General features: G+C 41.2%; 15 protein-coding genes. 9 read left to right on the top strand and 6 right to left on the bottom strand.

The genetic code is table 11. The annotated features are described in order from the left end of the window. Window positions 1-11 precede the first annotated feature (11 nt). The 8 genes from BMW53_RS00295 to BMW53_RS00330 all read left to right on the top strand — a co-directional run bounded on the left by BMW53_RS00295 (window position 12) and on the right by BMW53_RS00330 (window position 8923). Entirely contained in the window at window positions 12-1022 is a 1011-nt protein-coding gene (locus tag BMW53_RS00295) for an alpha/beta hydrolase (protein WP_217642856.1), read from the top strand. 27 nt (window positions 1023-1049) lie between these two features. After that, window positions 1050-1496, top strand: a complete 447-nt coding sequence (locus tag BMW53_RS00300) for a nuclear transport factor 2 family protein (protein ID WP_038561645.1) — start codon at window positions 1050-1052, stop codon at window positions 1494-1496. Window positions 1497-1532: 36 nt separating this feature from the next. After that, window positions 1533-3179, top strand: a complete 1647-nt coding sequence (locus BMW53_RS00305; RefSeq protein WP_038561642.1) for a carboxylesterase/lipase family protein — start codon at window positions 1533-1535, stop codon at window positions 3177-3179. Window positions 3180-3234: 55 nt separating this feature from the next. After that, complete coding sequence (locus tag BMW53_RS00310; protein WP_245749002.1) at window positions 3235-3930, top strand: carboxymuconolactone decarboxylase family protein; 696 nt, start codon at window positions 3235-3237, stop codon at window positions 3928-3930. Window positions 3931-4186: 256 nt separating this feature from the next. Then, window positions 4187-5467 (top strand): PQQ-binding-like beta-propeller repeat protein, encoded by a 1281-nt coding sequence (locus BMW53_RS00315; protein WP_038561636.1) that lies wholly within the window; start codon window positions 4187-4189, stop codon window positions 5465-5467. Window positions 5468-5694: 227 nt separating this feature from the next. Beyond that, entirely contained in the window at window positions 5695-6147 is a 453-nt protein-coding gene (locus BMW53_RS00320; RefSeq protein ID WP_038561633.1) for a nuclear transport factor 2 family protein, read from the top strand. A 58-nt stretch (window positions 6148-6205) separates the two neighbouring features. Beyond that, a complete protein-coding gene (locus tag BMW53_RS00325; protein WP_038561630.1) occupies window positions 6206-6661 on the top strand; it encodes a (2Fe-2S)-binding protein in 456 nt (151 codons plus the stop codon). A gap of 21 nt (window positions 6662-6682) precedes the next feature. After that, window positions 6683-8923 (top strand): xanthine dehydrogenase family protein molybdopterin-binding subunit, encoded by a 2241-nt coding sequence (locus BMW53_RS00330; RefSeq protein ID WP_038561627.1) that lies wholly within the window; start codon window positions 6683-6685, stop codon window positions 8921-8923. 228 nt (window positions 8924-9151) lie between these two features. Here BMW53_RS00330 and BMW53_RS00335 read toward each other — a convergent pair whose 3' ends face one another. The 3 genes from BMW53_RS00335 to BMW53_RS00345 all read right to left on the bottom strand — a co-directional run bounded on the left by BMW53_RS00335 (window position 9152) and on the right by BMW53_RS00345 (window position 11063). Further along, window positions 9152-9904 carry a 3-keto-alpha-glucoside-1,2-lyase-like domain-containing protein gene (locus BMW53_RS00335; protein WP_051567985.1) on the bottom strand — a complete coding sequence of 251 codons (753 nt, stop codon included), beginning with the start codon at window positions 9902-9904 and terminating at the stop codon, window positions 9152-9154. Between the two features lie 127 nt (window positions 9905-10031). Beyond that, entirely contained in the window at window positions 10032-10535 is a 504-nt protein-coding gene (locus BMW53_RS00340) for a YybH family protein (RefSeq protein WP_051567984.1), read from the bottom strand. A 93-nt stretch (window positions 10536-10628) separates the two neighbouring features. After that, entirely contained in the window at window positions 10629-11063 is a 435-nt protein-coding gene (locus BMW53_RS00345; protein ID WP_038561624.1) for a cupin domain-containing protein, read from the bottom strand. A 232-nt stretch (window positions 11064-11295) separates the two neighbouring features. On the opposite strand from BMW53_RS00345, the gene BMW53_RS00350 reads away from it, so the two are divergent. Next, complete coding sequence (locus tag BMW53_RS00350; RefSeq protein WP_038561621.1) at window positions 11296-11631, top strand: winged helix-turn-helix transcriptional regulator; 336 nt, start codon at window positions 11296-11298, stop codon at window positions 11629-11631. A gap of 75 nt (window positions 11632-11706) precedes the next feature. Here the strand turns inward: BMW53_RS00350 and BMW53_RS00355 are convergent, their stop codons facing one another. From BMW53_RS00355 to BMW53_RS00365, 3 genes are all read right to left on the bottom strand, one after another. Then, entirely contained in the window at window positions 11707-12609 is a 903-nt protein-coding gene (locus BMW53_RS00355) for a relaxase/mobilization nuclease domain-containing protein (protein WP_038561618.1), read from the bottom strand. A 10-nt stretch (window positions 12610-12619) separates the two neighbouring features. Continuing rightward, window positions 12620-13027: a ribbon-helix-helix domain-containing protein gene (locus BMW53_RS00360; RefSeq protein ID WP_038561614.1), complete on the bottom strand. Its 408-nt coding sequence runs from the start codon at window positions 13025-13027 to the stop codon at window positions 12620-12622. A 175-nt stretch (window positions 13028-13202) separates the two neighbouring features. Then, on the bottom strand, window positions 13203-13928 hold the full coding sequence (locus tag BMW53_RS00365) for an ATP-binding protein (protein ID WP_139177979.1): 726 nt from the start codon (window positions 13926-13928) through the stop codon (window positions 13203-13205). Window positions 13929-14188: the final 260 nt, after the last annotated feature.

A 14188-nucleotide genomic window follows, 5' to 3' on the forward strand; every position in this document is an offset into this window, starting at 1 on the left:
TAATCATGGTAATGACAACAAGCCTTATTGCAGTTGGTCAAAACAAGATTGAAAATCCGTTCGGTCTTGTATATAAAGATGCCATAACTGAGAATAAATCAGGCGAAGTAAATATTCATCCGATTAGCTATGACCTAAGCGGTATTGAAATCGCGGCCAATGTTTATACACCTGCGAATTATGATCCTTCAAAAAGTTACCCTGCTATAGTTGTTGCACACCCTAACGGAGGAGTAAAGGAGCAGGTTGCCGGATTGTATGCACAGCGTTTGGCAGAATCGGGTTACATTACCATTGCTGCTGATGCATCGTACCAGGGAGCCAGTGGTGGTGAACCCCGTAACGTGGATAAACCCGCCAACCGTATTAATGACATTCGCGGAATGGCAGATTATCTTACTCAATATGCTGGTGTAAATGCTGAACAACTTGGTGTATTGGGAGTTTGTGGCGGCGGTGGTTATACACTGGCTGCAGCACAAACCGATAAGCGATTTAAGGCAGTGGCAACACTAAGTATGTTTAATTCAGGTATTGTAAGAAAAAACGGATTCAGGGATTCTCAGTTAGAAACGATTCAGGAGCGGTTAAAACAAGCCTCTGATGCCCGTGCACAGGAAGCTGCAGGAGGAGAAGTGCTCTATGCCGCCAACACGGTAGCAAGCGATAAAGTTGCTGATAAAATGCCCTTTGATCTTTATCGTGAAGGACATTATTATTACAACAGAACCCATGCTCATCCAAACTCTACTTTTCGATACACAATGAGCAGTTTGCTCGATTTGATGGCATTTGATGCAACTTCAAATATGGACTTAATCAATCAGCCTTTGTTAATGATGGCCGGAAGCAAAGCAGACACCTACTATATGACTGAGGATGCTTTTAAAAAAGCTACCGGAACTACAGAAAAGGAATTATTCCTGATACCGGGAGCCACGCATATTCAAACCTATTATGTTCCTGAATATGTCGAGCAGGCAATGAATAAATTGAAAGAATTTTTTGGGGAAAATTTATAAAAAGCGTAACTAATAAAAACAGATATTATGAGATTCAAACTTATCGGACTAATTGTACTACTTTCATGGGGACAGTACTCATTCGCTCAAGATACAGATGCGAAACGTGAAATCATTCAGCTTTCAAAAGACAAATGGCAATGGATGTCAGATAAAAATGTCGATGAGTTAAGTAAACTCTTTCACCAAAAAGCCGAGTTTGTTCACATGGGTGGGCACTGGGGAACAGAACAGGAACTTGCCATCATTAAAAGTGGTGGAATTTGGTACAAAAAGGCTGACATACACGAAGTATCGGTTAATATTATCGATAATACTGCCATTCTTTTAAACCGAATTGATCTGCTTGCTGTGGTTGGCAGAAATGAAGTTACCAATCCATTTGAAGTTACCGAAGTTTATATAAAACAAGACGGTAAATGGATGCTTGGGGCACTTTCATTCACTCGATTAATGACTCCCGGAGATCATTAACAAAATCAATCAAAAAACTAAAGCAAATCGAACAAAATGAAAAACTTACTAGTCGGATTTCTTTCTTTTCTATTGGCAATATCAATAGATGTGCAATCGGCATCTGGAAATACAAAACAGACTTCCGGGCCAGAAATAAAAACAAAATCAGGTGTTGTTAGAGGTGTTACTGAAGGCGATGTCTCCAGTTTCAAGGGAATTCCTTTTGCAGCACCTCCCGTTGGCGAATTTCGCTGGCGTCCGCCACAACCGGTAGAAGCCTGGGAAGGAGTTCGCGATGCTTCAGAATTTGGTCCTACTTGTGCCGCAGTAGGCTGGGGTGCTGCTGCGGGAACCATCCAGCAAGGTTCATCAGAAGATTGCCTTTACCTCAATGTATGGACTCCTGCCACTGCCAAAGAGGGAGCAAAATTGCCTGTTATGGTTTGGATTCATGGTGGTGGTTTTACAGGAGGCAGCGGTAATACAAACGGAGCAGGATTTGCCAAACAAGGCGTGATCCTGGTTTCAATGAATTATCGTCTTGGACGCCTTGGTCATTTTGCTTTCCCTGCATTGAGTGCAGAGCGTCCTGAAGAAGCTAAAGGCAGTTATGCTTTTATGGACCAGATTGCTGCATTGAAATGGGTACAGGAAAATATTTCTGCTTTTGGAGGCGATCCAAATAATGTAACCATTTTTGGCTTCTCTGCAGGCGGTGTTTCTGTACACTCACTTCTTACGATCCCAACAGCTAGCGGTCTTTTCCATAAGGCAATCGGTCATTCAAGCGGTGGACGCGACGGAGTTCTTACCGGCAGACCAATGAATAAGGAAAATGCTGATGCACTTTACCCGGTTTCAGCCGAAACGATTGGGATAAATTTTGCTAAAATGCATGGTATTGAAGGAACTGATGCAGAAGCACTGGCTAAACTTCGTGCCCTTCCTGTTGTCAAAATTGTTGGGGGTGGAGAGACTGATGGACAGGGAGGTCCGCGTATTTATCCAGGCCCGATTCTGGACGGGAAGTTTGTAGTAGAAACTGCCGAAAGTGCATACAATGCAGGCAGACAGGCAAAAGTTCCGCTGATGATCGGAAACAACAGTGCCGAAATTGGCGGAGGTTTCGTTAATTCAAGCACAACAAAAGAAGAACTTTTCGCTCTGTTCGGTGATTTGGAGAATGAGGCAAAAGCAGCTTACGATCCGGATGGAACCAAAGAATTCGCAGAGGTGCAGGCACGATTTAATACCGACTGGGTTTGGGCTGAACCGGCCCGGTTTTCCGCAAGAGCCTTTACAGCCATTGGTGAACCAGCCTACATTTTCCTGTTTGATTATGTGCCTTCTTACATGAAAGAAAGAGCGCCCTATGGTCCCGGACATGGAACCGATATTTCTTTTGCATTCGATATTCTTGGGGAAGGAGGAGGTTTCGGGCCACCACCAACTCCGACAGCAGAAGACCAGGATGTAGCCCGGACAATGAATGCTTACTGGGTTAACTTTGCAAAAACAGGTGATCCGAATGGTGAGGGATTGCCGAATTGGCCGTTAAATAAACCCGAAACGAACCAGATCCTCGAATTTCAGCGTGATGGCAAAGTTGTTGGCGAGACTGATCCTACGAAAGCCCGACTGGATGTTATTGAAAAAGCATTTAAAAACAGGGCTAGAATCCAGACACGAGGTGGTATTTAAAAATTAAGACATGACGAAAATGAGGAAAATAAGTAAACTCGTAATACTCATATTTATGGCTTTAGTAGGCCTTCAAGTGAGCGTATTAGCAGAGTATAAAAGTGATCAGAGTACGACTTTAACCGAAAAACAACAAAGCATAATTCCAATTGCTGCATTTACAGCTCAGGGCGAGTTAGAACAATTGAAACCTGCATTGAATGCTGGATTAGAGGCGGGGCTCACGGTTAATGAGATTAAAGAAATTATGGTTCATCTATACGCCTATTGCGGTTTTCCACGCAGTATTCGCGGATTACAAACCTTTATGGAAGTAATGGATGAACGTAAAGCTAAAGGGATTACTGATGAAACAGGTGTTGAAGCCTCACTGTTAAACGACGAACGCAGTAAATACGACCGTGGGAAAGCAAACCTGGAAACATTGATCGGAAGGCCTTTAGACGGACCTCAAAGTGGTTATGCGGCTTTTGCCCCAATAATAGAGATCTTCCTGAAGGAGCACCTGTTTGCCGATATTTTTGATCGTGATGTTTTAACATACGCAGAACGGGAATTGGTAACGGTATCGGTTATTAGTGCAATTGGCAGTGCAGAACCGATGTTGCGCAGTCATTTATCAATTTGTTTGAATGTGGGTTATACGCCTGATCAGTTACAGGAATTCGTTTCAATTATTCAGGCAACCGTAGGAAAAGATGAAGCCAAAGCAGCGCAAGTCGTATTAAATGAGGTGTTAAAAAACAGATGAATAACTCGGCGGTAGGTACAGGAAGGTAAAGTTCGGATTATGTAGAAATGCTCGAAGCTTAGATGGGTAAATGAAACATCATATCCGGTTCAAATGAACTACCTCTCTCCCAGCCTACTCCGCTTAATTTTCAGAGTGTGAATTTTAGGTTGCCTGTTATTCATCTTCGTTAAACTGGTATTGGTCTCGAAGAATTGCGTTGAGATAATATTTTTGATATAATCAGACTAGAATTAAAACCAAAAAACTACAGATTATGAAAAAGCTTTTCGCCCTTTTGTTCACCATTTTTTTTGCGTCCACTATTCACGCCCAGGACTGGCCCCAATTTCTTGGTCCTGAAAGAAACAGTACCTCACCTCAAAAAAATCTGCTTCGGGAGTGGCCAGAAACCGGACCGGAAGTGCTTTGGAGTGTGGAAGTAAAAAAGGGTTATGGTGGGCCGGTAATTAAAGATGGGAAAGTCTATTTGCTCGACAGGGATGATGCAACTGGTGACATTATGAGGTGTTTTGATTTTAACAGTGGAAATGAATTATGGAGCTTTGCGTATGATGCACCTGGCACGGTTTCGTATTCGGGTTCAAGAAGTATTCCTACCGTTGACGGCAACAAGGTCTATTCCTGCGGACCTTACGGAGACCTGTACTGCATCGATGTTGATACACATAAGCCGGTGTGGAACAAGAATATAATGACAGATTTTGGTGGAACTCAAATACCTGTATGGGCAATATCGCAATGCCCGCTTATTTATGGCGACCTGCTAATCGTATCCTACTCGAAGGATCCTTATGCCGGACTGGTTGCGTATAACAAACAAACAGGCGATATCGTATGGAAAACCGACGCTAACGGAAATGAAACGTATGCCAGCCCAACTATTATAAAGATTGCAGGCGAAGATCAATTAGTAATGGTGTATTCATCAACCAATACTTTTATGCACAGAGATGTTGAAAAGACCTCGGGCAGGATATTCGGCTTAAAACCACAAACAGGCGAAATGCTTTGGGAATACAATGACTGGCAGAATATGATCCAGACAGCGCCAGCACTTGATGCAGGCGATGGAAGAATTATTGTTGTTGGTGGTTATGAACATGGTGTGGTAATGATAAAAGTTGAAAAAACAACGGATAATAACTATGCGGTACAAGAGCTTTTCATGAATAATGATTTTGGTGATCACACAAAACCACCCCTGTTATGTGATGGTTATTTCTATGGACAATTCTCGACAAACAACCGTCGCGAAGGCCTTTGCTGTATGGATATGGACGGTAAAGTTCTTTGGAAAACAATGCGTGCACCTTCTTTTGATAAAGGCAGTATGATACTGGCTGACGGACTGATTCTGGCTACGGATGGCAGTAAAATGCTGTATCTCATTCAGCCTGATCCTTCAGGATTTAAGCCATTGGCTTCTGCCGAGATGCTTGAAACAGGGCAAAACTGGGCTCCGATTGCGCTGGTCGATGGGAAACTGTTGATTCGTGACCAGAAACGAATGTTGTGCGTAAAAGTAGCTGAGTAAAAAAGTACAGCCATGAGGTGCTTTCAGCCGGCACTCCATGGCTATTTTTAGAAATTAATAAAGGATATAAAAATCTGTAAATCGTTGAAATTCAAAACGGACGAACAATATGCATAAGCATTTGTTATACAAATAGTTATGATTTACACATAAATCAATTAAGCATTAATAACAAGAAGGTTTTAAGTGTCCAATCTACTGTAATAACTAATAAGACAATTATTAAAATGAAAACACTTTTTTTGGGATTATCACTAATTATTATGAGTGTGCAATTGTCATTCGCACAGACTTCTGAAGTTGAACAGGAAATTATTAATCTTTCCAAACAAAAATGGCAGTGGATGTCTGACAAAGATGTGGACAATCTTGCCAGTCTCTTTGACGACAAGTCGAAATTTGTCCACATGAGCGGAACATGGGGAAAAGAAAGAGAGCTTGAAATCATAAAAACCGGAAGTATCTGGTATCGAAAAGCTACTGTTCATGATGTGGCGGTGGAAGTTTCCGGGGAAACGGCAATTATATGGAGCCGTATTACCCTTGCCTCCAATGTTCGGGGAAATGATGTAGAAGTTGAGTTTACTGTAACTGAAGTCTTTCAAAAACAAGGTACAGGCTGGAAACTCCTTGCTCTAACATTTAGCAGTGTGCGAGATACGCATGTTCTTGAACATTAATAAATAATCAGTTAGATTTATGCAACTGCTGATGATAACTTATATAATCTGAATTCTTATGGCACAATTCAATTTGAGAATTAATGGGAAACAACATCAGGTAGATGTTGATCCATCAACGCCCCTGTTGTGGGTACTCAGAGATCATTTAAAAATGAAAGGCACCAAGTATGGTTGCGGAGTGGCACAATGCGGATCATGTACGATTCATCTCGACGGGCAGGCAGTACGGTCATGTATAACGTTTGTCGATTCGGTTGGAGATAAAGAAATAACAACCATCGAAGGGCTTTCTGAAAATGGAGATCACCCGGTTCAGCAAGCCTGGCTCGAACATGATGTAGCTCAATGCGGTTATTGTCAACCCGGACAAATTATGCAGGCTGCTGCACTTCTCAAAGAAAATCCGCATCCGAGCGATGAGGAAATTGAAGAAGCGATGAGTGGAAATATTTGTCGCTGTGGAACTTACACCCGAATTAAGCAAGCCATAAAAACAGCTTCCAATTCATAATTTAACCTAAAAACAAAAGAAATGACAACAGCAAAAATACAGTTCGGAAGACGATCATTTATAAAAAGTACTGTTCTGGCAGGTGGAGGTTTAATGCTGGGCTTTAATCTTTTGGCGTCGTGTAAACCCGGTTCTGCAAACGAACTGGAAATACCCGACGAATGGTTCGAAATCAATGCCTACCTTAAAATTGGCGAAAATGGTGTAGTCTCTATCATGTCGAAAAATCCGGAGTTTGGACAAGGTGTAATGACATCAATGCCCATGGTAATTGCCGAAGAACTGGATGTAGATTGGAAAAACGTGATGGTTGAACAGGCTCCTTTCGATGCTGCACGATTCGAACGTCAGTTTACCGGAGGAAGTCAGGCATTGAGAAGTTCGTGGCAAATGCTCCGTACCACAGGTGCTGCTGCACGCCAGATGCTTCGCGAAGCTGCTGCTAAAGCCTGGGATGTTCCTGTGGCTGAAATTACCACTGCTGCCGGAATGCTTCAACATACCGGTAGTGGTAAAAAGGCGGGTTATGGCGAATTTGCTTCGGCGGCCGCACAGATACCTGTTCCAACAGAAGTAGAATTGAAAGAGCCAAAAGATTTTACAATCGTTGGTAAATCCAAGAAAAATGTAAATGGTAAAGACATTGTAACCGGAAAACCATTGTTTGGTCTGGATGTGGAGAAGGAAGGAATGCTGATAGCAACGGTTGCTATTCCTCCGGCATTTGGCATGAAATTAAAATCATTCGATGCCACTGAAGCCAAAACAATGCCTGGGATTAAGGATATTTTTTCGTTTAAATCATACAACGACGATTACGAACAAAATATGTTTGATACCAATGCTTTCACGGAATTAGTAGCCATTGTTGGAAATTCAACCTGGGAAGTGATGAATGCCAAGCTGATGTTGAATGTGGAATGGGAACCATTCTCAGACTATCAATACACCGCCGGAGGTTTCAGAGGATCTCAAGAGGTAACTGTTCCTGCGGGTCTTGAAAGCACTGCCGATCACATGGTTAAAATGAAAGAAGCAGCTGCCAAACCGGGGAATATAGTCCGCAAAGATGGTAATCCGGATGAAGCATTTAAAAATGCGGCTAAAGTCATCGAAAGCACCTATACTGCTCCATTTTTGGGCCACTTTATGATGGAACCCATAAACTTTTATGCTGATGTTACAGAGGATATGGTAACAGTGATCGGCCCTTCGCAGGCACCCGAGTTTGTTGAAGGTACGATATCAGCAAGACTGGGCATCCCACGCGAAAAAATTGATGTTCAAATAACTCGAATGGGTGGTGGTTTCGGACGTCGTGCATATAATCACTATGCAACCGAGGCGGCTGTAATTTCACAACAAGTAAAAGCGCCGGTAAAACTGGTTTATTCGCGCGAAGACACGACCCGCTTTGGTGTGTTTCGCCCGGCTTACTACGTTACTTTCCGTGCCGGATTAGATGCCAATAATAATATGATTGCTTTTCATGTAAAAGCCGGCGGAGTTCCTGAAAGCCCTTTGCATGCCAATCGATTTCCGGCCGGTGCAGTAGATAATTACCTGGCTGAAGCCTGGACCGTTGACTCGAATATTACAATTGGTGCATTTCGTGCGCCAGGATCTAATTTTATAGGACCAGCAGAACAGCTGTTTCTGGACGAAGTGGCCGAAGCTGCAGGCAAGGATCCCATTCAGTTCCGTCTCGATTTATTTAAAAAGGCACAGGAAAACCCGGTGGGCGAACGTAACGATTACGATGCAGCCCGTTATGCAGGAGTGCTCGAACTGGTTCGTGAGAAATCCGGTTGGGGACAAAATGACTCGGGTCGTAAGCGCGGCGTAGCAGCGTATTTCTGTCACAACAGCTATGCAGCACACGTGGTTGATGTGGTAATGGAAAATGGTAAGCCCCGGGTGGAAAATGTGGTCAGTGCCATGGATTGTGGCATTGTTGTAAATCCCGATGCCGCTGTAAATATGGTAGAAGGAGCTGTTGTGGACGGAATTGGATGTGCGATGTATGGCGAAATAACATTTACAGATGGAGCACCGGATATGGATAATTTTGATTCGTACCGAATGATCAGGTACAACGAGGCGCCTAAAAAAATTGATGTTCATTTTGTGCAAAATGAGATCGCTCCAACAGGTTTGGGCGAACCTCCGTTTCCTCCCATTTTTGCCGCACTCGGAAACGCTTTGTATAAATTAACCGGCGATCGCTACTATCATCAGCCATTTAATAAAGAAGATTCTTAAAGTTTAAAAACCTGAAGTACGAAAATGCTTGATAACAGGGCTTTTCGGAAGTATATAAAAACCACACTACGTTTTTGTAGAAACGTAGTGTGGTTTTTAAAAAAGGACGTGTGGTTTTTGTGAAAATGTAGCGTGTGTTTCTTGACAGCATAATTATTCCATTAGATTTAAACTTTTACTTCAGTATTACCCCCACGCCAGGTTCATTCCCCTGACAGTATTTTTCATTTAAATATCATTTATCTTTTCACTATTATCCTCGACTTCTTTGCAGGCTTTTTGAGTTACTTTCAAATCTTTAAAATAGCCGATTGTACCTACATCCACATAAAGCCCAACATACCCTTTTTTAGTTTTACCCAACATTTTGTCCACTACAAACGAGGAATATTTTAAATCATTAACAAACATTTCTGCAGATTCACCATTAACTTCAATTCGCATTGTAATCCACTCGTTTAAAGCCACAGGAGCAGAACCTTCATACTCAAAAGGAGCTATTTTACGTAAAGTGTCAAATTTAAAATCAGGGTAAGAAAAATATTGAACCGTGTGATTTCTTAATCGTTGATTAGTTGCTCTGCCAACTTTGGGACGCACATAAATGGATTCCCATCCCGAATCGTCTTCCGCAATTCTAAAATAAACTCCAATAAAACCGGCAATACCCGGATAAGAAGCCGGATCTTGTAATTGGCTATACATTTTTACCTCAATGGTACCATTTTCAAAATCATCGATATCTATCAGACGAGCATAATGACGGTCATCCACTGTGGCTTCCAGGTTATGTTCATCAAAAGGCAATGCTTCTAAATCGCGCTCGAGTTTTAATACTTTTTTACCTTGAAATTTGATAACTTCTCCCGTTACATTATGTAGCTCAAAAGTTTGCTTCTTAAAATCGAGTTGTTTAAATCCCTGGCCATAACTATAGCCAACGATTAAAATCAAGACGAAAATAATTTGATATTTTTTCATACTATTAAACTTGTTTGTTTTCAAAGGTATAGCATGGAACTCGCATGAATTTTAATTATACTCATGGGTGTAATTTTTTTACATGCTCGTTTCATAGCAGTTCTTTTTATTTATTTACAATAGTCAATTAAAACCCTTCCCTTTCTCCGTTTTTTGGCATGCCGGAATAATGTACATGAACAATTCTCCATTCTTCTCCAATCTTTTTCAATACCTGTGTTTCGCGACCTTTACTTTGCATTGATTCCGGATTCTCTCCATTAAAGACAGCATCATAAATCCAGTAAAATTCAACAACTGCCATGTCACCATATAACTGAATGGTTTCATTATAACTTTTTAAATCCCGTTTGGAAAAACGGCTTCCAAACATTCCGTAGATACCTGATTTTATTTCTTCCCAGCCTTTTTCGTGCCCTTTGGGGTGAATAAAACTGGCTTCTGAAGTCGTCAGCCAAAATGTGGCCGCCAGTGTAGTGTCGGCCAGGTTAATGGATTTTTTGTACGCTTCAATTACATTCTTTACAGCCTCAATATCCTTTTGAGTTTTATCAAAAGCGGCGGCTTTTTGTGTGTTCAGAACAGTAGCCACTAATATTGATACGACGAAAATGAACCATCCTTTTTTCATATTTATAAGTTTATCAGAATTTAAAACAGCTTTTACAAAACTCAGGCAATAAGCTTTTCCAAAGTTTGAAACTTTGGAAAAGCTTGTTAAAAACTACTTATCGTAAATACCATTTACTTCTTCACTAATCACCATTATTTTATTAAAATCGGGAAGATGAACCACTTCCGGAAGACTGGTTGTTCCAAAATCGATATAAACGAGTTTTTCGTTTTCCGATTTATTCAGCACAACATGTACTCCTTTTTCGCCGGTTGGGAATCCGATTACATCACCGGCTTTTACATCTATTTCGCCATCGATTGTGCGAACCACTCCTGTTCCACTAATAAAGTAAAATACCTCTTCGTTGGCTTCGTGGTAATGGTAACCGTAAGCGTAATTTCCAGGTTCCACTTCCACAAAATTGGCTCTGCACTTTGAAGTCTCTTCGTCGGGAATAATGGTTTTTTGAGTAAACTGATTTCCTTCGCGGTCGATTAGCTGACCTTCCAAAGTTTCTACATTTTTAACTATTAGATTTTTCATAACATCGTTATTTTTTATTGTTTGAATACTTCAAATTTCGGTATCGGGTTACACCTGTGCAAACAGGTTCGTTACCTAACCGGGAGGTTAGAATTACAGATTACCAGACATTTAAAACCTGAAAATATTTTCAGAAAAGTTAATCTTCTTGCAAATGGTAACATTATCATGGTTTCCTTACTCTCTAAAAGAGATTATTGATTAGTTTTGTGATGAATTAAAAACAGTAATTATGCACACATTAGATCCGCTTTACCCCACCTGTCCCATCCGAAATATTATAAACCGGATGAGCGATAAATGGTCGCTTTTAATTTTAGGCACGCTGAATCAGAACGGTATTATGCGCTACAAGGAGTTAAATGCAGCCATTCCGGATATTTCGCAAAAAATGCTTTCGAGTACACTGAAAAGGCTGGAAGAGGATAAATTAATCAACAGGAAAATGTATGCAGAGATTCCTCCACGTGTTGAGTATTCGCTTACCAAAACCGGAAAAGAATTTATGCCTGCTGTTGATATGATGGTAAACTGGGCTTTGGAGCATTTTGATGAGATTGTTGGTTGATAAGTTAGTCAAGATCTATTTTCAGGAATATTAGCTGTTAGCCCAGATATAAAAAAATCACATAAACTTAAAATATTAACGGCTCATACCCCTATCTCTATTCTTAACCTTATGTTTCATATGTGGGTCCTTTTTACGCCCTTTACTTTTCTCCACCAACCGATTCATATCTCTCGCCCATTGCGCCAACTGAAATTGATCAATCACCTGTGGCTGCATTTGTAGTTCCTGCTCAGCCTTTGCCGATAAATAAAATCGAGGCCGTTCCTGAAACTTGGAAAGCCTAATCGGGTACCGAATCGAATTCCCGTCTCCATCCGTGACAAAAACAACGTGCCCCCTTCCTGATCTCCTAACCTCCACATTAAAAAGCTCAAGCGATTTATCGTAAAGCTGCTTGGTGGTTATGGATTCCATTTGATTTAACTGGTAAAACAAACTTTCCAGGTTTTGTTTCAGGTTTCTACTAACTGCAGAAAATCTTAAATTCGATTGTACCTGGTTTTGTTCTTTGGAGAGATCATACTTTTGCTCCAGGGATTTGATAAAACGTTGCGTTTTCGCCTTCTCATAATTGTCTTTGATCTTCTTCCCTGTTTCGCAATCAATTCGTGTAGAAACTATATGAAAGTGTGTCCGGTCAAGGTCTGAATGCTTATACACAAAGTAAGGCTGATTTCCATAACCCATGTGTTCCATAAAGTTTCCGATTTCGGTACGGATTCCCTTATCTCCCAGTTTCACCAAATCCGTTACCGTTGGATCTACAGAAATATGCAAACCTTTCTTTTTCACCCGGGTATTCCTTTCCTCAATCTCTTTCAGGGTATTCAGCCGGTCGTGTTTTGTTCCGGCAAAAGGATTTATGGTTGGCGTATTCCCACTTTTATAGAAATGTGCCTTTTTCTGTTCTACCTTCTTTTCGTTGTAAAATAAAGCATTCTGCGTATTGCCGGATTGATGGATTACAATTACCATAGTAAAAAATTTAGCGCAGGTGTTTTTGTAAAAAAGCCAGGCATTGCATCATCATCTGAAAAGCCTGTTTGAGTAGTTGCCGGTCATTATCTCCAACATTGTATGCTGAAAAGGAATTCATCTTCTTTGAGAGTTGGTTCAGGTTCACACCAATCCTATTCAATTCATAGTCCAAATTAGTCAACCGTTCTTTTGTCTCCGAATCTAAGCGAACTTCTTTCTTCACTGATCTCCGAAATATGGCAAAGCGTATATAATCACTCCGGCAGCCAAACTTCCCGGTACGCACCAAACTATCCAGTCGCTGCTTTTCCTCTTTCGTGAGAAGCAGCCGGATAATCTCGGTTCGTTTTTCGTGCTCCGGTAATTTTGGTCGCATATTTACTTTTGTTTTGCTTTTTTGGGGAGGGGACTGCATGTTGGTGTGGTCAAAACCAGGGGCTCCTGCCAGACAAGATACCGAAGGTTTTTATGGTAATAAAAACACATCTTGCAGTCCCCTCCCCCCGTAGTTATTTCTTAGTGATTTTTAGAGGTCTTCTTTGGTCGGAGAACTTCCAAACTGCCTACCTTAAAAGTCAATTTTTATTGAATCATTTTCTTCTGCTTTCTCCCTGCAGCGTGATAAAATTGAACATGGTTTTTAGCCGGTCGCCAATCATTCCTCCGTAGAATTCATCGGAAGAAAGGGTCTTGAATGTAAAATTTGAAGTGGCATGGGTGATCGTCCCGACATCACTTCTGAGGCTTAATAATTCAGAAATTGGACGGCTGATATTTCCGTAATCCATGACCGTTTTAGATTCCCTTCCGAATTCATCAATGATCAAAGGCCTTTTGACAAACATTTCCATGGACTGCTCTTTAATCTGCTCCTGGAGTTGAACGGATTTGACAAACCGAAGCACCGGATAATTCAAACTCAATTTTCTGACGATATGGTTGTGAAGCATGGAATAGGTTTCGAGCAAAACTGTTTTGCCACATCCGTATTTTCCCTGCAATAACAATCCCTTTGCGAGATCTCCGGTGAAAGAAGAATTACCGGTAACGTACAAGTAAAGTTGTTTTATCACCGGCTCGTTGAATTTATCGATAACAAAATTCCGGTCCTGATTTCGTTGAGCCAGGCACGTGTTCCCGAATGCTTTTATCAGATTTTGAAATTCAGCATATTCAAAAGGAAAAATTAATCGGCGGCGGCGCATTTTTTCTTTTTCACCGGCAATTATATTTTGGGCATCGTTGAGCAATACATCACAAAATTTCTGCTTAGTCGAAATCACTTCCTGTGTGGACAAATCCTTTCCCTTTTCCATTCGTCTTTGTCTTTGTATTATTGTCTTTAGTCTTTATATAATAGGGTGAGAGTCTAAGGTCAGACCTAAGTGTAGACCTAGGTGTCAGAATCTGATACTTAGTTTTAATCCTAAATCCACCCCCGGGAACATAATCTAGCAATCCCGCTTCCTTTAACTGTCCCCGGGACGATTTCAGTACCTGCAAAGAAATATTGGCATTGGCTGCCAGTCGTTTGTCGGCATATTCGATCCATTCCGGCCATCGTGAACGGTTGGCC

The organism is Draconibacterium orientale, assembly GCF_900111425.1.
Classification (GTDB): Bacteria; Bacteroidota; Bacteroidia; order Bacteroidales; family Prolixibacteraceae; genus Draconibacterium; species Draconibacterium orientale.